Consider the following 22,910-nt stretch of genomic DNA (forward strand, 5'->3'; position numbering starts at 1 on the left):
CTGGTTTCCGGTCCTTCCGGCCCCGCAACGGTGCCCCGGCCGTTGCGGCTCTGTCAACGGCACAGTGAGAAGAAAAGGAGAACAGGCCCTGCAGGCTTCGCTGCCGCCGGCAGGGCCGGTCCCTCACGCGGCCTTGATGTCGGCCAGGAAGCGCTCGATCTCCGCCCTGAGATGCCCGGCCTGCCGGGTCAGATCCTGCGACGAGACCAGCACCTCGCCGGCAACCGTCTTGGTCGTGTCGGCGGACCGCGCCACCCCGTCGATGATCGCCGTGACCGATTGCGTCGCCTTGGCCGCCTGTTCGGCGTTGGCGGCGATGTCCATCGTCGCCGTGCCCTGTTCGTCGATGGCGCCGGCGACGATGCTGGAGATGCGGCCCATGTCCTCGATCACCGTCGCGATCTGGCCGATGGAGGCCGCGGCGCCGTCCGTCACCGACTGCATGGTGCCGATCTGGCTGCCGATCTCGTCGGTGGCCTTGGCGGTCTGCGCGGCCAGATGCTTGACCTCGTTGGCGACGACGGCGAAGCCCTTGCCCGCCTCTCCCGCCCGTGCCGCTTCGATGGTGGCGTTGAGCGCCAGCAGGTTGGTCTGCGCCGCGATGTCGTGGATCAGCTGAACGACCGTGCCGATGCGCCCGGCGGTCTCGACCACGGCGCGCATGGTTTCGCCGGCCTGCGCGGCGGCGCCGATCGCGGCCTGGGTGATGCGGCCCGACTCCTCGATGTGGCGGCCGATGTCGCCGATGGAGGCGCGCAGCTGGTTGGCCGCCGACGCCACCGTCCCGACATTGCTCGCCGTCTGGTCGGCCGCCGCGGCGACGCTGGTCGCCTCGTGCAGCGTGCGGTCGGCGCCGTCGCTCATCGATCTGGCCGTCACCTCCAGCCCGCCGGCGGCGCTGGCCACTGCGCGGACGATGCCGCCGACCCGCGCATCGAAGCCGTCGGTGACCCGTTCCAGCTGGCGGGTGCGTTCCTCGCGCAGCGCGCGGACCCGCTCCTGCTCGGCATGAAGGTCGTCGGCCTTGATCAGCGCCTCCTTGAAGATTTGCATGGCCCCGGCCATCCGGCCGATCTCGTCATGGCGCTCCTGCGCCGGCACGGCCAGCGCGCGCTCGCCCTGGGCCAGCCGCTGCATGGCGTCGCACATCGACGACAGCGGGCGGGTGATGCCGCGGGCGAACAGAATGCCGCCCAGGCAGATGACCAGCAGCAGGGCGGCCCCGGCGCCGATCATGTTGTCGCGCATCGACCTGACCGGCGCCAGAATCTCGTCGACGCCGGCCTCCGCCAGCACCAGCCACTGGATGCCGTTGTGCGTCATCGGCCGATAGGCGGTCAGGGCGGGACCGTCGCCGGAGATGTTGGTCGCCTCGACCACGCCGGTGTGGTCGGGATCGCTTTTGATGACGCCCATGGCGCCGCCTTCATAGGGCTTCAGCACCGCCGGCCCCGTCGCGAATCGCGGCGTGCTGCGCAGCTTGCCGTCCTCCCCGACCAGGAAGGTATCGCCGCTGTCCCCCATGCCGCCAGTGGCGCGCATGATGCGGTCGAGCCCGCCCGGCTCGATGCGGAAGACCAGGGTCGCCAGAATCTGCACGCTGCCGTCCGGCTGGCGCAGCGCCACCGGCGTTGCGAGGAAGGCCGACGGGGCGCCGCCGGCCGGCGCATAGGCGCTGAAATCGGCGGCGCGGGCCTCGTCCGGCTTGGGATCGCGCTTCACCGAGTCGGCCAGCGCGGCAAGCGGACCGTCGGCGGCCGGCTTGCCGAAGTCGCCGCCCTTCGCGGCGCTGTAGAGCACCGTTCCGTCCTGCGACAGCAGCAGGACGTCGGCCAGCCCGCGGCGCAACATCAGGTCGGTCATCCAGGAATGGAGCCGCAGATGCGCCATGTCGTACATGGTGCTGCCCTCCGGCTTCTCCATCTTGTAGCGCTCGGCCGGCGGGTTGGGGTTGTCGTCGACATAGCGCTTGCGCAGGAGGGTGCCGGGGTCGCCGCGGTCGCCCTCGATCCGCCAGCCATTGCCCAGCGCCACCGCCGCGTCCCGCATCGACCGCGTGTTGGCGGTGAGGACGATGTCGCCCTCCAACCCTTCCAGATAGGACTGGACGCTGGTGGCGCGGGCATCCGCCAGCGCCACCAGCTTGTCCTGTGCCGCGGTGCGCAGACGGTCGGTGGCCGCGGAATAGGCGAAGCTGCCGAGCAGCAGCGCCGTCAGCACTGCCGATCCGACCACCGCGCCGGGAATCTTGTGGCGCAGAAGCAATCTATTCAAGGTTGTGCTCCTCCCGTACAGTCCAAGGTGCCGGTTGGCCCGGCTTCACTGGCGCGGCAAGCGGCCGCTCCGTCCCGCGGGATGGTTCCCACCGACGGAGCAGCCCGCCATGGCGCCGTACACATACAATCCTATTGGCGAACTGTTAACAAACAGACACACAAGTTTAATCGTTTTGTTAAACGATCGTTCAAAATCCATTCGGCTGGCGCAATGAAACGTAACTTAGTAGAAAGGGGTTATGCAGAGCCGAGGATTTGATCGGGCGTCTGTTGGGAGGTCGGTCGATGTCACTTGCTGAGCGCAAGCTTTTTGTCGAGCGCTGGATTCGCTCACCACTGAAGGTCGCGTCGGTAACTCCAAGTGGACCTGAACTGTGCCGGACGATGGCGAAGGCCGCCCAGTGCAGCCCCACGCGGCGGGTGGTGGAACTGGGGCCGGGCACCGGTCCGGTCACCTCGGCCCTGCTCGCCCATGGCGTCACGCCCGACAATCTGCTGATGGTGGAGCTCGATCCCGCCTTCGCCGACCATCTGTCGATGCTGCACCCCAGCGCCACGGTGGTGCGCGGCGACGCGACGCGGGTTCACCGCATCGTCCAGGCCCATGGCTGGGAGACCTGCGACGCGGTGGTTTCCGGCCTGCCGCTGATCGCCATGCCGCTGTCGGTGCAGGCGCGGATCGTGCGCGGCGCCTTTTCCGTGCTGGCGCCTGACGGCGTTTTCGTGCAATTCACCTACGGTCCCTTCGCCCCGGTCAATCCGGAACTGATCCGGCGGCTGCGGCTGAAGCCGCGGCGCCATGCCTGGATCGCCCGGAACCTGCCCCCGGCGTCGGTCTGGACCTTCCGCAGGCTGCCCTGACGACGAGTCATTTTGACCGCTGATACCGTACTGGACGAGGCGCGCGCCCTGATCGACGCGCGCCGTTACCGCCCCGCCCTGCGCCTGCTTCGCGGCGCACCCGCGTCCTCCGGGATCGAGCGGCTCCATCTGCTGGGGCTGGCCCATCTCGGCCACCGCGGTCCGGCCGCCGCCGTCGCCTGCCTGCGCCGGGTGCTGGCCGACAGCCCCGGAGATGCCGAGCGGCTGGCCATGCTCGCCAAGGCCCATCAGGCCGACAACGCCCCCTTCCCCGCCGTCGGCTGGCTGGAGCGCGCGCTGCGCGTCGCCCCCGGACACCCCGACCTGACCGCGGCGCTGGCCGGAGCCCTGCGCCGCGACGCCCGCTACAGCGACGCGATCGCCGTGACGCGCGAGGCGCTGGCCGCCGGCGACCTCTCCCCCGACATCCGCTTCGAGGCCGCCACCGCCGCCGCCTATCTCGGACGCGACGGGGAGGCGCTGGCCCATTTCGATGCGCTGCTGGCCGACGATCCCGAGCATGCCGCGGCCTGGTTCGGCAGCCATGCCCAGGCGCTGCACGATCACGGGCCCGACGAAGCCCTGCGCCGCCTGCGCCGCGCCACCCGCTGCGGCGGCGCCGCCGGCAAATACTGGGGCTATCTCGCCGCCACCCTGCGGCTGCTCGGCCGCGATGCCGAGGCCGACGCGGTGGAGGCGGCGGAGGTCGGCGACAACCCGAAGCGCCGCCCGCTGCCGGACGGGGTCAAGGCGCTGCTGCCGAAGCTCTCCGCCGACTTCCGGCTGTTCGGCAACAGCGGCCGGCTGCTGCGTCACGCGGTCGCAAGCGCCGCCACGCCCGGTCTGGTGCTGGAGTTCGGGGTGCGGCGCGGCACCTCGCTCGACCACATCGCCGACGCCGCAGGCCAGGAGGTCCACGGCTTCGATTCGTTCGAGGGTCTGCCAGAGGGCTGGGTCAACTCTCCCCGCGGCGTGCTGACCACCGGCAGCCAGTTGCCGCCGGTGCGCGACAATGCCCGGCTGCATGTGGGGTGGTTCGAGGACAGCCTGCCGCCGTTCCTGTCGGCCCATCCGGGGCCGGTGCGCTTCGTCAATGTCGACAGCGACATCTACGCCTCGGCCCGCACCGTGCTGACCGCGCTGGCGGACCGGGTGCGTCCGGGTACCATCATCGTCTTCGACGAGTATATCGGCAACCGCAGCTGGCGCGACGACGAGTACCGGGCATTCCAGGAGTTCGTCGCGGAGAACGCGGTGCGCTACGAGTATTTCGCCGCCAGCCCCTACACCAAGCAGGTGGCGGTGCGGGTGCTGGAAATCGGACACACAGGTTAAGGTGCGGCGGGGGCAAGACGCCCCCGCCGCCGAAACACCCTCAGCCGGCCGCCTTCACCTGACGGCGGCGCGCATGCAGGACCGGCTCGGTGTAGCCGTTCGGCTGGACGCGGCCCTTGAACACCAGATCGCAGGCGGCCTGGAAGGCGATGCTGCCGTCGAAGTTGCCGGCCATCGGCTTGTACAGCGGGTCGCCGGCATTCTGCTTGTCGACGACGGCGGCCATGCGCTTCATGACCTCCATCACCTGGGCCTCGGTGCAGATGCCGTGGTGCAGCCAGTTGGCGATGTGCTGGCTGGAGATGCGCAGGGTGGCGCGGTCTTCCATCAGCCCGACGTCATGGATGTCCGGCACCTTGGAGCAGCCGACGCCCTGGTCGATCCAGCGCACCACATAGCCGAGGATGCCCTGGGCGTTGTTCTCCAGCTCCTGCCGGACCTCGTCCTCCGACCAGTTGGGGCGGTCGGCGAGCGGGATGGTCAGGATGTCGGACAATGCTGCGGCCTGCCGCTTGGCCAGCTGGTCCTGCACCTCGGCCACATTCACCGCGTGATAGTGAGTGGCGTGCAGGGTGGCGGCGGTCGGCGACGGCACCCAGGCGGTGTTGGCGCCGGCCTTCGGATGGCCGATCTTGGCGACCAGCATGTCGGCCATCAGGTCGGGCATCGCCCACATGCCCTTGCCGATCTGGGCGCGACCCTTCAGACCGGCGCGCAGCCCGACATCGACATTGTTGTCCTCATAGGCGGAGATCCACTTGGTGGCCTTCATCGCCGCCTTGCGGACGACCGGGCCGGCCTCCATCGAGGTGTGGATCTCGTCGCCGGTGCGGTCCAGGAAGCCGGTGTTGATGAACACCACCCGGTCCTTGGCGGCGCGGATGCACTCCTTGAGGTTGACGCTGGTGCGGCGCTCCTCGTCCATGATGCCGACCTTGAGGGTGTTGCGGGCAATGCCCAGCAGATCCTCGACACGGCCGAACAGCTCGTCGGCGAAGGCGACCTCTTCCGGCCCGTGCATCTTCGGCTTCACGATGTAGACCGAGCCGGCGCGGCTGTTGCGCAGCCCACCTTCCGCCTTCAGGTCATGCAAGGCGATCAGCGAGGTGAAGACACCGTCGAGGATGCCTTCCGGCGCCTCGCTGCCGTCGGACAGCTTGACCATGTCGATGGTCATCAGATGGCCGACGTTGCGGACCAGCAGCAGGCTGCGGCCATGCAGGGTGACGCTGCCGGCCGGCGTGGTGTAGACGCGGTCCGGGTTCAGCTTGCGGACGACGGTCCTGTCGCCCTTGGGGAAGCTGGCCTCCAGCGTGCCCTTCATCAGGCCCAGCCAGTTGCGGTAGGCGACGACCTTGTCCTCCGCATCCACGGCGGCGACCGAATCCTCGCAGTCCTGGATGGTCGACAGCGCCGCTTCCAGCACGACGTCGGCGACGCCGGCGGCATCGTCCTTGCCGATCACGCTGCTGCGGTCGATGCGGATCTCGATGTGGGTGCCGTTCTGGACCAGCAGCACCGCCGACGGCGCCGAGGCCTCGCCCTGCCAGCCGACGAAGGCGGCCTTGTCCTTCAGGCCGGTCTTGCGGCCGTCCTTCAGCGTCACCGCCAGCGCATCGCCTTCGACCGCATAGCCGGCGGCATCGGCATGGCTGCCGTCGGCCAGCGGAACGCTGTCGTCGAGGAACCTGCGCGCCCAGGCGATCACCTGCGCGCCACGGGCGGCGTCATAGCCGCCGGCCGCCGGGGTGCCGGGGATGGCGTCGGTGCCGTACAGCGCGTCGTACAGGCTGCCCCAGCGCGCGTTGGCGGCGTTCAGGGCATAACGGGCATTGGTGATCGGCACCACCAGCTGCGGGCCGGCGAGATAGGCGATCTCCGGATCGACGTTGCCGGTGCCGACGGCGAAGTCGCCGCCCTCCGGCACCAGATAGCCGATCTCGCGCAGGAAGGACTCGTATTCGGCCTGATCGAAGAGCTTGCCGCGGCGGGCGGTGTGCCAGCCGTCGATCTGCGCCTGCAGGCTGTCGCGCTTGTCCAATAGCGCCTTGTTGCGCGGCGCCAGCTCGTGCAGGAGCTGGTCGAGGCCGGTCCAGAGACGGTCGGCGTCGACACCGGTCCCCGGCAGCGCCTCGTCATTGATGAAGTCGTACAGCGGGCGGGCGATTTCGAGGCCGCCACGGCGGATCCAGTTGCTCATCTCGTTGCGTGTCCCATTCTCTTGCGCTCGGTTCGCAGACTCCTCTCCGGGAGTCTTTGTCATCGGTTATCGCGTCTTCCGCGCGAGCCGGTCAACACAATGTCGCACCGCAGCGTATGGAGAAATGGTAGCAGGCGGCCGGCGCCGGACCGGCCGCGCTCACGCCAGCAGATTCAGCACCGCAGCCGATTGGGGGGCGGGCTGGGCAGCCAAGGCGGTGGCGGTCGACAGGGCCGGAGCCTCCGCCCCTTCCGCAGCGCTGTCGTCGGGCGCACCGGTGGCCCCGAGCGCCTGCCCAAGCTCCTTGGCCGACCCGAGTGCTGCGGCACGCAGGGCGTTAACCTCCTTCTGGGCGGCTTCGACCATCTTGTCGTCGGCCTTGAAGCCTTCCCGCCGCTCGCGCCGCCGTTTTTCCGACTCGTCCAGCATGTTGGCGGCCTTCGCCTCGCCGATGATGCGCTTGGAGGTGGCGAGCACCCCCTCCACCCGCTGGCCGAAGGTGTCGGCCTCGCGATAGCGCGACATCTTCATGGCGTTGTCGGCCATCAGCTGCTGGATCATCGCGCTTCGCCCGCCGGGGCCGGCCGTCGCGGCGGCGGGGTGACCGGCGGCGGACGGGTCGGCAGCGGACGGGTCGGCCCCTGACGGATCTGCCTTTGACGGATCGGCGCCTGACGGGCTGGCGGCGGTGATCCCGCGATTGCCCAGGCCCGACAGCACATCCTCCACCATGCGGGCGATGTCGGCGGGCAGTTTGCCGTCCCGCATCTCCGCCGCGCCCGCGGACTGGGCATCCGCATCGGCGCCGGCATCGGCCGCCATCAGGTCGGCGGCGCTTTCCGCGGAACCGGCGGCGGCCGACGCCCCCTCCCCCGTCGAGATGCCGATGGTCAGCGTCACTTCGGTCTGTTGCAGGGTCAGGCTGGTGGTGGTGCGGGTGATCGTCGTCTCCGACGACAGCATCGTGCCGCCGCCGGTGGCAGCGCCGGCATCGCCCGGCAGCCCCAACTCCGCCGCGGCCTTGATCCCGGCCCCATATTCCTTGGCGGCGCGCCCGGCCTCGCGCGCCAGCAGCGCCGCCTCCCGCGCCAGCGTCGCCAGCTTCTGCGGATCGCCCTGGGCAAAGCGCATCGCCAGCTTCAATTGCTCGATCTTGCGTTCGACCTGCTCGAGCCGCGCGGCCGCCGCCTGCTTGGGCCCGCCGACCCGCCTCGCCTCCTCCAGCGCCGCCTGGGCACTGGCATGGTCGCTCTGCCATTTGGTCGCAGCCTGGGTCAGCGCCTGCGCGCGCTCCGCTTTCTGGGCGAGCTGGCCGTGGGCGTCCTTGGCCTGCAGCTCCTTCTCCCACGGCTTCTTCGCCTGCTGCAGGCGGAAGAGCCCGGCTTGACCGTCGGCCACCACGCTGAAAACGCTCATGCCGCCACCCCCCGGTCCGGCCGAACCAACTTGTTCGCGGCAAAGTTTAGCACAATCGCAGAAACTGTCCATTTCGCGCAGGGCGTGCGTGGAACCCCGAAGGCTCGGGCCGTGTTTCACTTCCCGACACCCGCTTCCGCAACGGGCGGTTCGATACCGCAGGCGCGGAGCCACGGAATACCGGAATCCCCGAGGAGGAAAGACAAGATGCCGAACCGCGACATGACCGGCACCGGCGGACCGACCCCGACCGGCTCCACCACCGGAAGTTCAACCGCTGGAAGCTCGTCGACCGGAAATTTCGCTGCCGGCAGCTCCAACATCGGCGACAGCGTCGATGAGATGAAGAAGACCGTCAACCGCGCGGCCGACGACGTGATGTCCACCGGGCGCGAGACGCTGGGCAACGCCCAGGGGCGCATCCGCTCGCTGCTGGAGCAGCAGACCGGCCGCGCCGCCGACCAGCTGGGCGGCGTCGCCAACGCCCTGCACAAGGCTGCCGAGCAGCTGAACGAGGAAAATGGCGGCGTGGTCGCCGATTACGCCGAACAGGCGGCCAGCCGCGTCGAGCGTGTCGCCGACATGCTGCGCGACGCCTCGGTCGACGACATCGTCGGCGAGGTCGAGGGCTTCGCCCGCCGCCAGCCCGAAGTGTTCATCGGCGCCGCCTTCGCCGTCGGCTTCCTCGCCGCGCGCTTCCTCAAAAGCTCCAGCGACCGCCGCATGCACCGCGCCTCGACCTCGCTTCGCGGCACCGCGCACCCGTCGCAGACCGTGCGCACCGCCCGCGGCTCCTCCTACGACGCCGGTCGCGATACCGGCCGCGACCGCAATCGCGACATGAACCGCGGCTCCGCCCCCAACCGGGGCATGGCCGGTGGCATCGGCGAGTCCGTCAGCCGCAGCACCCCGTCCCACAGCGCCGACACCCCGACGACGGGTTCGTCCGGCGTAAACACCGGCCATCTCGCCGGCCGCATGGACTCCGAACGCGGGTCGGAGCGTCTGGGAGAGCCGAAGCAGGCCGCCGGCCGCATCGGCATGCCGCTGTCCACCGCCCCGGCCTCGGTCACCGGCCACGGCGCCTCGCCGTCGGCGGACACCGCTCTCGGCACCAGCACCATCGGCACGCCGGCCGGCGTGTCGGGTGCCGCCGGCGGCGGCGCGAACTCCGGCACCACCGGCATCGGCAGCGTCCAGGGCGGTAGCCAGGGCGGTCCTGCCGGGGCCACCTCCTCCACCTCCAAGCCGCAGGGTCAGCGTCCATGAGCGCAGCCGAGAACCGCTATGACGAGCCGCGGGATCCGCGACAGGACCGGCCGCTCGCCGGCCTGTTCGCCGATCTCGCCCGCGAATCCGCCAACCTCGCCCGATCCGAGATCGCGTTGGCGAAGGCCGAGCTGACCGACAAGGCCTCCGAGGCCGCCGGTGGCGTGGCCTTCATCGCCGTCGGCGGACTGGTCGCCTTTGCCGGCGTCCTGGTCCTGCTTGCCTCCGCGGTTCTCGGCCTGTCCCACGTCCTGGCCCCGTGGCTGTCCGCGCTGATCGTCGGCGTGGTGGTTCTGGCGGTGGGCGGCATCCTGGCTTACGTCGGCAAGAACCGGCTGAGCCCCGCCAACCTCCGCCCCCGCCGCACCATGAACACGCTGGACGAGGACAAGCGCTGGGCGAAATCCCAGCTTGCCCGCTGAGGGGCCGGCCGATGACGGACGACGATCGCAACCCTGCAGCCGGCCGGACGGCCGGGCCGAAGGATCTCGACGCCCTGGAGGGCGACATCCGCGCCAGCCGCGCGCGCATCGGCGGCACCGTCGATGCGCTGCGCGACCGGACATCCCGTCTGCGCGACAGTCTGACGCGGTGGTCTCCCCAAACCCTGATGGAGAATTCCATGAAGCACACCTATTCGCCGTCGACGCCGGATACCCCGTCCCAGCGCGCCAACCTGCACCAGACCGACCGTTACGAAAGCGGCCAGACCGTCCATTACAATCGCCGGCAGTCCCAGTCCTCAGGTTCAGTGCTGGACAGCGTCACCAGCAACCCGATCCCGCTGGCGCTGGTCGGCATCGGGCTGGGCTGGCTGGCCCTGTCCAGCACCGGCTACGACCGCCGCATCGCCCGCTCCAGCACCGTCCGCAACGCCCGCCACCGTATGGGCGACGCCGTGGACTATGCCCGCGAAACGCTGAGCGACGCCGGCGAAAGCGTCCGCAACGCCGCCAGCTCCGCCTATGACAGCGCTTCGGGAGCGGTCAGCTCGGCCTACGACAGCGCCTCGGGTGCGGTCAGTTCCGCCTACGACAGCGCCTCGGGCACCGTCAGCGGCATGGTGGGCGGTTCGGACAGGGACCATGTGTCGAACAACGTGTCCGGCCGGGGCGACCTCCACAACCAGCGCCAGTCGCAGGGCTATGTCAGCCGCGGCGTGTCGCGCCTGTCCTCGATGACCCCGTCGACCGACCATCTGCGCCACCGTGCGCACGACATGTCGACCGGCTTCTGGGATCTGATCGAGGATCATCCCATCGTCGCCGGTGCCATGGGCGTGGCGCTGGGCGCGGCCATCGGCGCCGCCCTGCCCGGCACGCGCTATGAGAAGCAGTGGGTCGGCGACTATGCCGACGAGGCGACCAAGCGGGCCAAGGCCATCGCCATGGACGCGCTGGACCGCGGCACCCGCGCCGCCCAGGCGGCCGCCCAGACCGTGGTCGAGTCGGCCAAGGAAGACGTCCGCGACGTCGTCACCGAAGCCACCAACGCCGCCCGCGAAGAGGTGAAGAAGCCGGGCTGATCCCCGCTTCCATCGCCGCAAGCCCGACCCCGCGCCGCTACCGGCGCGGGGTTTTCCGCATTGGGGGTCTCCTTTGCCGCCCTGCGGCAAACCGCCGCATCCCGTCCCCTGACCTGCGGCTTCGCTGTAGCGTGAGGACAATCGCGACGCTATAACCGAGTGGCGTTGACGGGTATTGCCGGCACATCAGCCATGCAAACCCGCGAAAGCCGCGGAAACCCTGCACCTTTATCGACAAACGCCCCTTGCCCCCCGGAGCAATCAGGACTAAATTGGTCCTGTATTCGAAACCGGGGTGAAACGGGGTGCGGGCATGATCCGGCTGAGCAAGCTGACCGACTATGCCATCGTCGTGCTGAGCGAGATGGCGCGCCAGGTCGGCGCGGTCCATACCGTCGCCCATCTTGCCGACCGCACCGGCGTTCCCGCCCCCACCGTCGCCAAGCTGATGAAGGCGATGACGCCTGCCGGCCTCACCACCTCGCAACGGGGTGCTGCCGGCGGTTATGCGCTGAGCCGGCCGGCCGATGCAATCTCCATCGCGGAAATCATAACGGCGCTCGACGGTCCCATCGCGCTGACCGCCTGCGTCGACGGTGCCGACAGCCAATGCGGGGTGGAGCAACTTTGCCCCATGCGCGGCGGTTGGGAAAAGGTGAACCGCGCCATCCGCGGCGCGCTGGAGGAGGTGTCGCTGGCCGACATGATGGTCCCGATCACCTTCCCGGCTCCGGCAGCCGCAACGAAATCCACAGCCGCCCAGCCGGCCCGCCCTGCGCACTGAACGGCGCGCACCGAACAGCATTCTTGAGAAGGACGAGGCAAAGCCATGGCCGCCCAACCGGAAACCGTCGAGCAGGTCCGCGCCGTCACGGAGCAGAAGTACAAGTACGGCTTCACGACCGACATCGAGGCCGACGTCGCGCCGAAGGGCCTCAACGAGGACATCGTCCGCTTCATCTCCGCCAAGAAGGAGGAGCCGGAGTGGCTGCTGGAGTGGCGCCTGAAAGCGTTCCGCGTCTGGCAGACGATGGAGGAGCCGCAATGGGCCGCCGTCAGCTTCCCGCCCATCGACTATCAGGACGCGCATTACTATGCGGCGCCGAAGAAGAAGGCCGGGCCGAAGTCGCTGGACGAGGTCGATCCCGAACTGCTGAAGACCTACGAGAAGCTCGGCATCCCGCTGCGTGAGCAGGAGATCCTGGCCGGCGTCGAAGGGTCGGAGGGCAAGAGCCCGGCCATCGCCGTCGACGCCGTGTTCGACAGCGTGTCGGTCGCCACCACCTTCAAGGCGAAGCTGGAGGAGATGGGCATCATCTTCTGCGCGATCTCCGAAGCGGTGCAGAAGCATCCGGAGCTGGTGAAGAAGTATCTCGGCTCGGTGGTGCCCTATACCGACAACTATTATGCGACGCTGAACTGCGCGGTCTTCACCGACGGCAGCTTCGTCTACATCCCCAAGGGCGTGCGCTGCCCGATGGAGCTGTCGACCTACTTCCGCATCAACCAAGCCAACACCGGCCAGTTCGAGCGGACGCTGATCATCGCCGACGAAGGCGCCTATGTCAGCTATCTGGAAGGCTGCACGGCGCCCCAGCGCGACGAGAACCAGCTGCACGCCGCCGTGGTCGAGCTGGTGGCGATGGACGACGCGACGATCAAGTATTCGACGGTCCAGAACTGGTACCCCGGCAATGCCGAAGGTGTCGGCGGCATCTACAACTTCGTCACCAAGCGTGGCGCCTGCCGCGGCAAAAATTCCAAGATCTCCTGGACGCAGGTCGAGACCGGCTCGGCGATCACCTGGAAGTATCCGAGCTGCATCCTGCAAGGCGACAATTCGGTGGGCGAGTTCTATTCGGTCGCCATCACCAACAATTTCCAGCAGGCCGACACCGGCACCAAGATGATCCACATCGGCAAGAACACCCGCTCGACGATCGTGTCGAAGGGCATCTCGGCCGGCAAGGCGCAGCAGACCTACCGCGGCCTGGTGAAGATCCTGCCCAGGGCGGAAGGTGCGCGCAACCACACCCAGTGCGACAGCCTGCTGATCGGCGACCAGTGCGGCGCCCACACGGTCCCCTACATCGAGAGCCGCAACCGCTCCGCCCGCATCGAGCATGAGGCGACGACGGCGAAGATCAGCGAGGACCAGCTGTTCTATTGCCGCCAGCGCGGCATCTCGGAAGAGGACGCGGTGTCGCTGATCGTCAACGGCTTCTGCAAGGAGGTCCTGAAGGAACTCCCGATGGAATTCGCCGTGGAGGCGCAGAAACTGGTGGGCATCAGCCTGGAAGGCAGCGTGGGCTAAGGGCACGTCCCACCCACCGAAGAGAACGTGAAGACCGGACGGCGTGCCGGCGGCCTGAAGAAGACAACGAGGCGAAGACGATGATCGAAATCAAGAACCTGCACGCCACCGTGGACGGCAAGGAAATCCTCAAGGGCGTCGACCTGACCATCCGCCCGGGCGAGGTCCATGCCATCATGGGGCCGAACGGCGCCGGCAAGAGCACCATGTCCTACGTCCTCGCCGGCCGCGACGGCTACGAGGTCACGGAAGGGTCGGTCACCTATTACGGCAAGGACCTGCTGGCGATGGAGCCGGAGGAGCGGGCCGCCGAGGGCGTCTTCCTGGCCTTCCAGTATCCGGTGGAAATCCCCGGCGTCGGCAACACCACCTTCCTGAAGACCGCGATCAACGCCATCCGCAAGCATCGCGGCGAGAAGGAACTCGACGCCATGCAGTTCCTCAAGCTGATCCGCGAGAAGACCAAGGCGCTCGGCATGAGCGACGAGATGCTGAAGCGCGCGGTCAATGTCGGCTTCTCCGGCGGTGAGAAGAAGCGCAACGAGACGCTGCAGATGGCGGTGCTGGAACCGAAATTCGCCATCCTCGACGAGACCGACAGCGGCCTCGACATCGACGCGCTGAAGATCGTCGCCGAGGGCGTCAACGCGCTGCGCTCGCCGGAGCGCTCGATGCTGGTCATCACCCACTACCAGCGCCTGCTCGACTACATCATTCCCGACCATGTCCACGTGCTGGCCGCCGGCCGCATCGTGAAGTCGGGCGGCAAGGAACTGGCGCTGGAGCTGGAGAAGAACGGCTACCGCGACTTCGGCGCGAGCGAGGCGGCGTGATGACGGCCCACCACTCCCCCCTTCACCCGATGACCTACTCAACGCGCGGCGCCGATCCGGCGACGGCGCCGGCCTTCCTGGCGCCGCTCGATCAGGTCGGCGCCGGGCTGCCCGGCAGCGGCCTGTCCTGGCTGACCGAGCTGCGCGCCGCCGGCCGCGAGCGCTTCGCCGCCGTCGGCCTGCCGACGATCAGGAACGAGAGCTGGCGCTATACCAACCTGCGCGACCTCGCCAAGACGAACTTCCAGCCCGCCGCTCCCGCCGCCGCCGTGATCGATTTTCTGCCGACGGTGCGGGCCGAAGGGCAGGACGGTCCGCGTCTGGTCTTCGTCGACGGCCGTTTCCGCGCCGACCTGTCGTCGGTCGACGGGCTGCCGCCGCGTGTCGATCTGCTGAGCCTCGACGCCGCGCTGACCACCCATTCTGGCCTGCTGGCGGACCACATCGGCCGCCTTGCCGCGGCGGACGACCGCCCCCTGGTGGCGTTGAACAGCGCCTACCTTGCCGACGGTGCCGTCCTGCATGTGCCGGCCGGTGTCGAGGTCGAACGCCCCATCGAGCTGGTCTTCGTCTCCGTCGGGTCGGAGGCGCAGGCGACCACCTGCCACCCGCGCAGCCTGCTGATCGCGGAGGCTGGCTCCAAGGCGGTGGTGGTCGAACATCATGTCGGCCGCGGTGCTGGCACCACATTGGCGAACCACGTCACCGAGGTGTTCGTCGGCGAAGGCGCCACCCTGCACCATTACAAGTCGCAGCGCGACGGCGGCGGCGCCATCCACCTGTCGCACATCGCGGCGACGGTGGCGACCGGCGGCTGCTACGACAACTTCATCCTGACCACGGGTGCGAAGCTGTCGCGCAACGAGGTGGTCAGCCGGCTGGACGGCACCGACGCGCGGACGCATGTCAGCGGCGGCTATCTGGTCCGCGGCACCCAGCATGCCGACACCACCACGCTGATCGTCCACGCCCAGCCGAACGGCACCAGCCGCGAGGTCTACAAGGGCGTCATCGACGACACCGCGCGCGCGGTGTTCCAGGGCAAGATCACCGTCTGCCCCGGCGCGCAGAAGACCGACGGCTACCAGCTGAACCGCGCCCTGCTGCTGTCGGACGGGGCCGAGATCGACAGCAAGCCGGAACTGGAAATCCACGCCGACGACGTGAAGTGCAGCCACGGCTGCACGGCGGGCGAACTGGACGACGACGCGCTGTTCTACCTGCGCGCCCGCGGCATCGACCGCGACACCGCCCAGGGCCTGCTGGTCGGCGCCTTCCTGTCGGAATCCCTTGAGGAAATCGCTGAAGAGTCGATCCGCGACGCCTTCCAGGGGATCGTGGCCGGCTGGCTGGAGGAGCAGAAGTAACCATGTCCGATGCCATCCTGAACCAAGCCTACGACGTGCAGCAGGTGCGGGAGGATTTCCCGATCCTCGCCCGCAGCGTCCACGCCAGGAAGGGAAAGCCCGGCAAGCCGCTGGTCTATCTGGACAGCGGCGCCTCCGCCCAGAAGCCGCGTCAGGTCATCCAGGCCATGACCCGCTTCCTGGAGGAGGATTATTCCAACATCCACCGCGGCGTCCATTTCCTGTCGCAGACCGCGACCGACCAGTTCGAGGCGGTTCGTGCCAAGGTCGCGCACTTCCTGAATGCGCCGAACGACCGCTGCATCGTCTTCACCCGCAGTTCGACCGAAGCGATCAACCTCGTGGCCTCCAGCTATGGCCGGACCTTCCTGAACGAAGGCGACGAGGTCATCCTGTCGATCATGGAGCATCACGCGAACATCGTTCCGTGGCAGCTGCTCCAGGCCGAGAAGAAGATCGTCATCAAGGTCGTGCCCTGCGACGAGGACGGCGTCCTCGACATGGACGCCTACCGCGGCCTGCTGTCCGACCGCACGAAGCTGGTGGCGATCACCCACTGCTCCAACGTGCTGGGCACCGTCACCCCGGCCAAGACCATCGCCAGGCTGGCGCATGAGCGCGGCGTGCCGGTGCTGTTCGACGGCAGCCAGGCGGTGGTCCATGGCACGGTCGACGTGCAGGACATCGACGCCGACTTCTACGTCTTCACCGCGCACAAGCTGTATGGCCCGACCGGCCTCGGCGTGCTCTACGGCAAGTACGACCTTCTGAAGAAGATGCCCCCCTACCAGGGCGGCGGCGACATGATCGAGAGCGTCAGCTTCGAAGGCACCACCTTCAAGGCGCCGCCGTCGCGCTTCGAGGCCGGCACCCCGCCGATCACCGAGGTCATCGGGCTGGGCGCGGCCATCGATTATGTCGAGGCTCTCGGCCGCGACGCCATCGCCGCGCATGAGCACGATCTGCTGCAATACGCCACCCAGCAGCTGTCGCAGATCGGGGGCTTGCGCATCGTCGGCACCGCGCCCGGCAAGGGGCCGATCGTCTCCTTCGCTCTGGACGGCGTGCACCCGCACGACGTCGGCACCATCGTCGACCAGTATGGCGTCGCCGTGCGCGTCGGCCGCCATTGCGCCGAGCCGCTGGCCGAGCGGTTCGGCGTCGGACCGACCGTCCGCGCCTCCTTCGGCCTCTACAACACCCGGGAGGAAGCCGACGCCCTCGTCCAGTCCCTCCAGGCGGTCAAGGAGTTCTTCGGAGCATGATGGACGATCTGCGCGAGCTGTATCAGGAAGTGATCCTGGACCACGGCAAGCATCCCCGCAATTTCCGCCATCCCGACGACGCCAACCGCGAGGCGAAGGGCGAGAACCCGATGTGCGGCGACCGCTTCATGGTCTACCTGACCCTGAAGGACGGGGTGGTGGACGACGTGGCCTTCCAGGGCCGCGGCTGCGCCATCTCCACCGCCAGCGCCTCGATGATGACGGAGCTGGTGCACGGCAAGACGGCGGCGGAGGCGGAGACACTGTTCCACGCCTTCCACGAGCTGTGCACCCAGGACGAGCCCGACATCCCCGAGGGTGTCGACGACGAGACGATGGAAAAGCTGATGGTGATGTCCGGCGTGCGCCAGTTCCCGGTGCGGGTGAAGTGCGCGACGCTGGCTTGGCACGCCATGAACGCGGCACTCCATGGCGAGGCTTCGGCCTCCAGCGACCAGTTTTGACGGAAGGGGATCGAAATGCCCGATGAAGCCCTGACCCAGCGCCCGATGGCTCCCAATCCGGCCGAAGCCGAGGCGCAGTTGAAGGCCGACGCGGCAGCCGATGCGACGGCTGCGGCTCCCGAATCCAAGGACTTCGCCCCGATGCCCCAGCCGCCCGAGGGCTACGACCCGCGGGAGGAGATCATGGATCGCGTCGTGGCGGCCATCAAGACCTGCTACGACCCGGAAATCCCGGTCGACATCTGGGAACTGGGGCTGATCTACCGTGTAGACATGGATGGTCAGCGCAATGTCGAGATTGATATGACGCTGACCAGCCCCATGTGTCCGGTGGCCGGCGAACTGCCCGAGCAGGTCCGTCAGGCCGTGCTGGGCGTCGAGGACGTCAACGAGGTCAAGATCGAGCTGGTGTGGGAGCCCCCGTGGCACCAGGGCATGATGTCCGAGGAAGCCCGCCTGCAACTGGATATGTTCTGAGCCGCATTAGGAGACCGTCACCATGGCCCGCCCCCTGCCCAAGGCGCTCACGATCACCGACGCCGCCGCGGAGCGCGTCAAGGCGCTGATGTCCAAGGCCACCGACGACATGGTCGGCCTGCGCATCGGCGTGAAGGCGCGCGGCTGCTCCGGCCTCAGCTACGACGTTCAGTATGCCAAGGAGAAGATGAAGTTCGACGAGGTGGTGGAGGACAAGGGCGTCACCATCCTGATCGACCCGGCCGCCGTCATGTTCCTGATCGGCAGCGAGATGGACTATGTCGACGACAAGTTCCAGACCGGCTTCGTCTTCAAGAACCCGAATGAAAAGGGCCGCTGCGGCTGCGGCGAGAGCTTCCACGTCTGACCGGCCTTAAGGGGACGGGAAACAGTGCCCTCTCCCGCCCCGGGAGAGGGAGGGGACCCGCCAGAGGCGGGGAGGGTGAGGGGCGATCCGAACATGGATTTCTTATCCTTGCTTTGCCCCTCACCCCTCCCATGCTCCGCATGGGCCCCTCCCCTCTCCCGGGGCGGGAGAGGGTAAGCCCCCCTCACGACATCGGATTCGCCGGCGGCTTCGGCATCTCCGGCAGCGGGATAAACTCACCGTTGTCGAGATCCGGCAGCTTCATCCGCCCGGCCCGCCAGTCCGCCTTGGCCTGCTCGATCCGCTCCTTGCGGGACGACACGAAGTTCCAGTCGATGAAGCGCTGCCCCAGCGGCTCGCCGCCGACCGCCATGACGATGGACTGGGTGGCGGCGGTCAGTTCCGCCGGGTGGCCGGGGGCGAAGACGATCATCCGCCCCGCCTCGAACCGCTGCCCTTCCACCTCCACGCTTCCCGCCACCACATAGGCCGCGCGCTGCCACCCGTCCTCCGGCAAGGCGACGCGGGCACCGGGGGCGAGGTCCCAATGGATGTAGAACAGCGGCGAATGGGTCTTCACCCCCGCCCTGGCGCCGAACGCCTCGCCCGCCACCAGCCGGCCGCGCACGCCGCCTTCCTCGAACAGAGGCAGGTCGCCGGTGCCGTAATGGGCGAAGGCCGGGTCGGTCTCCTCGTCCGCTTCCGGCAGGGCGACCCAGGCCTGGATGCCGTGCATCGTCCCGCCCTCCATCCGGGCACGCTCGAAGCGTTCGGAGTGGGTGATGCCGCGGCCGGCGGTCATCCAGTTCACCTCGCCCGGCCGAATCGCCTGTTCGGAGCCCACGCTGTCGCGGTGCATGATCTCGCCCTCGAACAGGTAGGTCACGGTGGACAGGCCGATGTGCGGGTGGGGACGCACATCGACGTCGCGGGGAAGGCCCGGCTGGAAATCGACCGGCCCCATATGGTCGAAGAAGACGAAGGGGCCGACCATCCGCCGCTGGACGAAGGGCAGAACCCGCCCCACTTCGAATCCGCCAAGGCTTTTGCGGCGCTGCTCGATCACCAAATCCAGCATGGGTCTTCCTCCCGACGGTTGATGTTCGGTTCGTTCAGGCGTTCGGATCGCGCGCCACGGTCTGGATGACCTCGAACCCCTCGAACTCCGGCGGTCCGACATAAAGCGGCTTGCGGGCACCGGCATTGCCGTGGGCGTTGCGGAAGGCTTCCGACCGCGTCCAGCCCTGGAAGGCGCCTTCGGACTCCCAAACCGTGTGGGACGAATAGAGCCGGTGATCGTCCCGGTCGGGCCCCCGCAGCATGTGGAACTCAACGAAGCCCGGCACCTTGTGCAGATGCACCTCGCGGTTCAGCCAGACTTCCTCGAACTCCTGCTCGGCCCCATGGCGGACCTTGAAACGGTTCATCGCGATGAACATGCGGCTTTCCTTTCCGGCGTGGTCGACAGGCCCGACCCGGTCGAGGATAGAGGTTGGCAGCGTCGTGGGGCAATCAACCTGACGCGCCGTCCCTTATGATCGCGCCATGCCGGACCGGGGACGCCGAATCCGCAAATCTCTCATACGCTTCAAAACCTTGATGTCCGTTTTTCCCAAGCGCCCACATACGCTCCGACGGATGGGATAAAATGCGCAAGCCTTCCTCGCTTTGGAGAAGCCACCATGCACGTTCTCCGCAAGTCCATCGCGATATCCACACGCCTCGGATGCACTGAACAGTGGGACAGCCTCCAAAATCTGTTTCACGGTGTTCCAAGCGTCCGGTTCGGTAAGGGTTGTCCGTGTCTGGACCCTTAATGCCGTTAAGCTCTAATATACCCATAAGAGGTACAAGGTCCGCGGGCCGGGTGACCGACCCAGTGGCCGGGGGGAGCGAAATGACTGCGACAGTCCCAAAGCAGACGGGGACGGTGCAAGGCCGTGCCAAGCCTCCTGGCGCCATCGGCACGCTCGTTACCCTCTCCGTTCCCTTCCTGCTCGTGCTTGAGGGCGCCCGTGTTCCGGGGTCGGTGGAACTGGCCGGGTATCTGCCGCTGCACACCTTCTTCGAAACCTTCGCCATCGCCGTCGCCACCCTGATCTTCGCCATCGGCTGGCACTCCCGGAACGACGACACCCCGCCGGCCCTGCTGGTGCTGTCCACCTGTTTCCTCGGCGTGGCGCTGCTCGATTTCGGGCATTTGCTGTCCTTTGCCGGCATGCCCGACTTCGTGACGCCGGCCGGCCCGGAAAAGGCCATCGCCTTCTGGTTTGGCGCCCGGCTGATGGTGGCGCTGGCCCTGCTGATGGCCGCCGTCCTTCCCTGGAAGGTCGGGGCGGCGAACTCGGCGGCCCTGCGCTATCCGCTGATCGGTGGGGTGCTGCTGTCGAGCGCTGCGATCTTCTGGGCGGTCCTGTGGCACCCGGATCTGCTGCCGCGCACCTATGTGGATGGGGAAGGGCTGACGCCGCTGAAGGTCGCGGCCGAATATCTGCTGGTCCTTCTCTATGCCGCGGCGGCGCTGATGTTCTATCGCCGCCGGCACGCGGCGCGCACGCTCGACGTCCACCGCATGGTGATCGCCGCCATCGCCATCGCGATCAGCGAACTGTGCTTCACGCTCTATCTCAGCGTCTACGACCTCGCGAACATGGCAGGCCATGTCTACAAGGTCATCGGCTACTGGTATCTCTATCGCGCGGTGTTCGTCACCGCGGTGCATCACCCCTATGACGCCCTGCACCAGTCGGAGCGCGACCTCTGGCGGGAAAAGGAGCGGGCGCGCGTCACCCTGCTGTCCATCGGCGATGGGCTGATCGCCACCGACACCGCCGGCCGCGTCAGTCTGATGAACCCGGTGGCGGAGCGGCTGACCGGCTGGACCCTGGGCGAGGCCGCCGGCCGGCCGGTTACCGAGGTGTTCGACATCGAGAATGCGGAAACGGGGCAGCGGGTGCCGGTGCCGGTCGAGCAGGTGCTGAAGAACGGCGAAATGGTCGGCCTCGCCAACCACACCGTTCTGGTGGCGTGTGACGGAACCCGCAGCCACATCGCCGACATGGCCTCGCCCATCCGCGACCGGGACGGCACGCTGCACGGCGTCGTCATGGTGTTCCAGGATGTGACCGAGACCTATGCCAGCCGCGAGGCGTTGAAGGACAGCCTGTCGCTGAACACCGGAATCCTCGAAAGCGCTGCCTGCGGCATCATCGCCACCACACTGGATGGCGTCGTCCGTGTCTTCAACCGCGAGGCGGAGCGCATCTTCGGCTACCCGGCGGCGGAGATGATCGGCAGCGCCGACCTGCCGCGCCTTTATGACCCGGATGAACTGCGCGCCCACGCCGACGGGCTGTCCATTGAACTCGACCGACCGGTCAAGGCGGATTTCGCGGCGCTGGTCGCCCACACCCGGTGCAGCGGCCGGCCCGAGCCCGGCGAATGGACCGGAGTGCGCAGGAACGGCGCCCGCATCTCGATTTCCACCGTCACCAGCGTGCTGCGCGACAGCGGCGGTGCGGTCCGCGGCTATCTGACGGTGGCGATGGACGTTACCGAACGGAAGCAGGCGGAACGGCAGATCGAAAATCTCGCCTTCTACGACCCGCTGACCAACCTGCCGAACCGGCGCCTGCTGATGGAGCATCTCGACGTCCATCTGCGGGCGGCCCGGCTGGGCGCGCGCTGCGGTGCGCTGATGTTCCTCGATCTGGACGATTTCAAGGGTTTGAACGACGCCCGCGGCCATATGGTCGGCGACATGCTGCTGCGCGAGTTGGCGGCGCGGCTCAACGCCACCCTGCGCAAGGGCGATCTGGTCTGCCGGCTGAGCGGGGACGAGTTCGTCATCCTGTTGCCGGACATTGGCACCACGCTGGAGGAGGCGACCGCCATCGCCTCAAAGGTGGCGGAAAAGCTCCGGCTGGCGGTGGCCCAACCCTTCCAGCTCGACTGCTGCGAGCACAGCATCTTCGCCAGCATCGGCCTGACCGTCTTCCCCAAGACGCCGGACGAGTCGGTGGAGGATCTGCTGAAGCAGGCCGACACCGCCATGTATGCCGCCAAGGACGGCGGGCGGAATACCATCCGCGACTATGACCCGGCCATGCTGATCGAGGCCCAGGCCCGCCTGCTGCTGCTCCAGGATTTGCGCAAGGCGGTCGATGCCGGGGAATTCACCTTGTTTCTGCAACCGCAGACCAGTGCCGACGGCACGCTGGTGGCGGCGGAAGCGCTGATCCGCTGGCAGCATCCTCAGCGCGGCTTCGTCGCCCCCGGCGCCTTCATCGCGGAGGCGGAAGAATCAGGCCTGATTCTGCCGATCGGCGATTGGGTCCTGATGGAGGCCTGCCACGTGCTTCGCCGTCTGGCCGATGCCGGCAGCGACTGCCACCTGTCGGTCAACATCAGCCCGCGCCAGTTCCGTCAGCCGAACTTCTGCGCCGGCGTCATTGCCGCACTGCGCGCCACCCGGACCGACCCGCGCCGCCTGATGCTGGAGATCACCGAGGGCATCGCGGTCGGCGACTGTGCCGATACCGCCGCCAAGATGTCGGAGCTTGCCGCTCTCGGCATCTCCTTCTCGCTGGACGATTTCGGCACCGGTTTCTCGTCGCTGTCCTACCTGAAGCGGTTGCCGGTGCGGGAAATCAAGATCGACCGCTCCTTCGTCCAGGATGTCGACAGCAACAGCCACAATGCGGTGCTGGTGGAGACGATGCTGTCGATTGCCAGCCGTCTCGGCTTGAAGGTCGTGGCGGAAGGGGTGGAAACCGCAGCCGAGCGGGACTTTCTGAAGGATCGCGGCTGCGCGGTTTTCCAGGGCTACCACTTCGACCGGCCGATGTCCGTCGAAGACTTCATCGCCAAATATATGAAGAAAACGGAGATAGCAGAAATGGAAGAACCGGCCCACGCATGATGGTGGGCCGACTCTCTGTT

Annotated in this window: 19 protein-coding genes; 14 read left to right on the forward strand and 5 right to left on the reverse strand. The window is 67.9% G+C overall.

The window, feature by feature from the left end; genetic code table 11:
• Positions 1–123: 123 nt before the first annotated feature.
• Positions 124–2,274: a methyl-accepting chemotaxis protein gene (locus VH569_RS30905; protein WP_423320611.1), complete on the reverse strand. Its 2,151-nt coding sequence runs from the start codon at positions 2,272–2,274 to the stop codon at positions 124–126.
• Between the two features lie 386 nt (positions 2,275–2,660).
• On the opposite strand from VH569_RS30905, the gene VH569_RS30910 reads away from it, so the two are divergent.
• Both VH569_RS30910 and VH569_RS30915 read left to right on the forward strand, forming a co-directional pair.
• Entirely contained in the window at positions 2,661–3,137 is a 477-nt protein-coding gene (locus VH569_RS30910; protein WP_423320613.1) for a class I SAM-dependent methyltransferase, read from the forward strand.
• 12 nt (positions 3,138–3,149) lie between these two features.
• The gene (locus VH569_RS30915; protein ID WP_423320615.1) at positions 3,150–4,472 is read left to right on the forward strand and encodes a class I SAM-dependent methyltransferase; all 1,323 of its coding nucleotides are present in this window, start codon (positions 3,150–3,152) and stop codon (positions 4,470–4,472) included.
• Positions 4,473–4,512: 40 nt separating this feature from the next.
• Here VH569_RS30915 and VH569_RS30920 read toward each other — a convergent pair whose 3' ends face one another.
• Positions 4,513–6,672, reverse strand: a complete 2,160-nt coding sequence (locus VH569_RS30920) for a malate synthase G (RefSeq protein WP_423320617.1) — start codon at positions 6,670–6,672, stop codon at positions 4,513–4,515.
• Positions 6,673–6,831: 159 nt separating this feature from the next.
• Positions 6,832–8,088 (reverse strand): hypothetical protein, encoded by a 1,257-nt coding sequence (locus VH569_RS30925; RefSeq protein ID WP_423320619.1) that lies wholly within the window; start codon positions 8,086–8,088, stop codon positions 6,832–6,834.
• Positions 8,089–8,295: 207 nt separating this feature from the next.
• On the opposite strand from VH569_RS30925, the gene VH569_RS30930 reads away from it, so the two are divergent.
• From VH569_RS30930 to VH569_RS30980, 11 genes are all read left to right on the forward strand, one after another.
• On the forward strand, positions 8,296–9,357 hold the full coding sequence (locus VH569_RS30930) for a hypothetical protein (RefSeq protein WP_423320620.1): 1,062 nt from the start codon (positions 8,296–8,298) through the stop codon (positions 9,355–9,357).
• A complete protein-coding gene (locus VH569_RS30935) occupies positions 9,354–9,779 on the forward strand; it encodes a phage holin family protein (protein WP_376962150.1) in 426 nt (141 codons plus the stop codon). Before VH569_RS30930 ends, VH569_RS30935 begins: the two co-directional genes overlap by 4 nt.
• Positions 9,780–9,790: 11 nt before the next feature.
• Positions 9,791–10,882, forward strand: coding sequence for a hypothetical protein (locus VH569_RS30940; protein ID WP_423320622.1), 1,092 nt, complete (start codon positions 9,791–9,793; stop codon positions 10,880–10,882).
• Positions 10,883–11,195: 313 nt separating this feature from the next.
• Positions 11,196–11,666, forward strand: coding sequence for an SUF system Fe-S cluster assembly regulator (locus tag VH569_RS30945; protein ID WP_423320623.1), 471 nt, complete (start codon positions 11,196–11,198; stop codon positions 11,664–11,666).
• A 45-nt stretch (positions 11,667–11,711) separates the two neighbouring features.
• Entirely contained in the window at positions 11,712–13,196 is a 1,485-nt protein-coding gene (sufB, locus tag VH569_RS30950; protein WP_200193224.1) for a Fe-S cluster assembly protein SufB, read from the forward strand.
• An 80-nt stretch (positions 13,197–13,276) separates the two neighbouring features.
• Positions 13,277–14,029: a Fe-S cluster assembly ATPase SufC gene (gene sufC, locus VH569_RS30955; RefSeq protein ID WP_423320625.1), complete on the forward strand. Its 753-nt coding sequence runs from the start codon at positions 13,277–13,279 to the stop codon at positions 14,027–14,029.
• A complete protein-coding gene (gene sufD / locus VH569_RS30960) occupies positions 14,029–15,396 on the forward strand; it encodes a Fe-S cluster assembly protein SufD (protein ID WP_423320627.1) in 1,368 nt (455 codons plus the stop codon). The genes sufC and sufD overlap by 1 nt, the downstream gene beginning before the upstream one ends.
• 2 nt (positions 15,397–15,398) lie before the next feature.
• Complete coding sequence (locus tag VH569_RS30965; RefSeq protein ID WP_423320629.1) at positions 15,399–16,661, forward strand: cysteine desulfurase; 1,263 nt, start codon at positions 15,399–15,401, stop codon at positions 16,659–16,661.
• Positions 16,658–17,125, forward strand: coding sequence for a Fe-S cluster assembly sulfur transfer protein SufU (gene sufU, locus VH569_RS30970; RefSeq protein ID WP_377807145.1), 468 nt, complete (start codon positions 16,658–16,660; stop codon positions 17,123–17,125). Before VH569_RS30965 ends, sufU begins: the two co-directional genes overlap by 4 nt.
• Before the next feature lie 15 nt (positions 17,126–17,140).
• Positions 17,141–17,602 (forward strand): iron-sulfur cluster assembly protein, encoded by a 462-nt coding sequence (locus tag VH569_RS30975; protein WP_423320631.1) that lies wholly within the window; start codon positions 17,141–17,143, stop codon positions 17,600–17,602.
• Positions 17,603–17,624: 22 nt separating this feature from the next.
• Entirely contained in the window at positions 17,625–17,969 is a 345-nt protein-coding gene (locus VH569_RS30980; RefSeq protein ID WP_098738185.1) for a HesB/IscA family protein, read from the forward strand.
• Positions 17,970–18,153: 184 nt separating this feature from the next.
• Here VH569_RS30980 and VH569_RS30985 read toward each other — a convergent pair whose 3' ends face one another.
• Together VH569_RS30985 and VH569_RS30990 are read right to left on the reverse strand one after the other, a co-directional pair.
• The gene (locus VH569_RS30985; RefSeq protein ID WP_423320632.1) at positions 18,154–19,047 is read right to left on the reverse strand and encodes a pirin family protein; all 894 of its coding nucleotides are present in this window, start codon (positions 19,045–19,047) and stop codon (positions 18,154–18,156) included.
• A gap of 34 nt (positions 19,048–19,081) precedes the next feature.
• Entirely contained in the window at positions 19,082–19,408 is a 327-nt protein-coding gene (locus VH569_RS30990; protein ID WP_174473142.1) for an antibiotic biosynthesis monooxygenase family protein, read from the reverse strand.
• 458 nt (positions 19,409–19,866) lie between these two features.
• On the opposite strand from VH569_RS30990, the gene VH569_RS30995 reads away from it, so the two are divergent.
• Entirely contained in the window at positions 19,867–22,890 is a 3,024-nt protein-coding gene (locus VH569_RS30995) for an EAL domain-containing protein (protein ID WP_423320634.1), read from the forward strand.
• The last annotated feature ends 20 nt before the right edge of the window (positions 22,891–22,910 follow it).

Origin of the sequence: Azospirillum sp. 11R-A (assembly GCF_049472615.1) — a bacterium.
Lineage (GTDB): Bacteria > Pseudomonadota > Alphaproteobacteria > Azospirillales > Azospirillaceae > Azospirillum > Azospirillum palustre.

Excerpts from the sequence above, each read along its gene's own strand:
- VH569_RS30910 (WP_423320613.1), top strand. The coding sequence starts at position 2,661 with ATGGCGAAGGCCGCCCAGTGCAGCCCCACGCGGCGGGTGGTGGAACTG.
- VH569_RS30920 (WP_423320617.1), bottom strand. The coding sequence starts at position 6,672 with ATGAGCAACTGGATCCGCCGTGGCGGCCTCGAAATCGCCCGCCCGCTG.
- VH569_RS30925 (WP_423320619.1), bottom strand. The coding sequence starts at position 8,088 with ATGAGCGTTTTCAGCGTGGTGGCCGACGGTCAAGCCGGGCTCTTCCGC.
- VH569_RS30930 (WP_423320620.1), top strand. The coding sequence starts at position 8,296 with ATGCCGAACCGCGACATGACCGGCACCGGCGGACCGACCCCGACCGGC.
- VH569_RS30935 (WP_376962150.1), top strand. The coding sequence starts at position 9,354 with ATGAGCGCAGCCGAGAACCGCTATGACGAGCCGCGGGATCCGCGACAG.
- VH569_RS30940 (WP_423320622.1), top strand. The coding sequence starts at position 9,791 with ATGACGGACGACGATCGCAACCCTGCAGCCGGCCGGACGGCCGGGCCG.
- VH569_RS30945 (WP_423320623.1), top strand. The coding sequence starts at position 11,196 with ATGATCCGGCTGAGCAAGCTGACCGACTATGCCATCGTCGTGCTGAGC.
- sufB (WP_200193224.1), top strand. The coding sequence starts at position 11,712 with ATGGCCGCCCAACCGGAAACCGTCGAGCAGGTCCGCGCCGTCACGGAG.
- sufC (WP_423320625.1), top strand. The coding sequence starts at position 13,277 with ATGATCGAAATCAAGAACCTGCACGCCACCGTGGACGGCAAGGAAATC.
- sufD (WP_423320627.1), top strand. The coding sequence starts at position 14,029 with ATGACGGCCCACCACTCCCCCCTTCACCCGATGACCTACTCAACGCGC.
- VH569_RS30965 (WP_423320629.1), top strand. The coding sequence starts at position 15,399 with ATGTCCGATGCCATCCTGAACCAAGCCTACGACGTGCAGCAGGTGCGG.
- sufU (WP_377807145.1), top strand. The coding sequence starts at position 16,658 with ATGATGGACGATCTGCGCGAGCTGTATCAGGAAGTGATCCTGGACCAC.
- VH569_RS30975 (WP_423320631.1), top strand. The coding sequence starts at position 17,141 with ATGCCCGATGAAGCCCTGACCCAGCGCCCGATGGCTCCCAATCCGGCC.
- VH569_RS30980 (WP_098738185.1), top strand. The coding sequence starts at position 17,625 with ATGGCCCGCCCCCTGCCCAAGGCGCTCACGATCACCGACGCCGCCGCG.
- VH569_RS30985 (WP_423320632.1), bottom strand. The coding sequence starts at position 19,047 with ATGCTGGATTTGGTGATCGAGCAGCGCCGCAAAAGCCTTGGCGGATTC.
- VH569_RS30990 (WP_174473142.1), bottom strand. The coding sequence starts at position 19,408 with ATGTTCATCGCGATGAACCGTTTCAAGGTCCGCCATGGGGCCGAGCAG.
- VH569_RS30995 (WP_423320634.1), top strand. The coding sequence starts at position 19,867 with ATGACTGCGACAGTCCCAAAGCAGACGGGGACGGTGCAAGGCCGTGCC.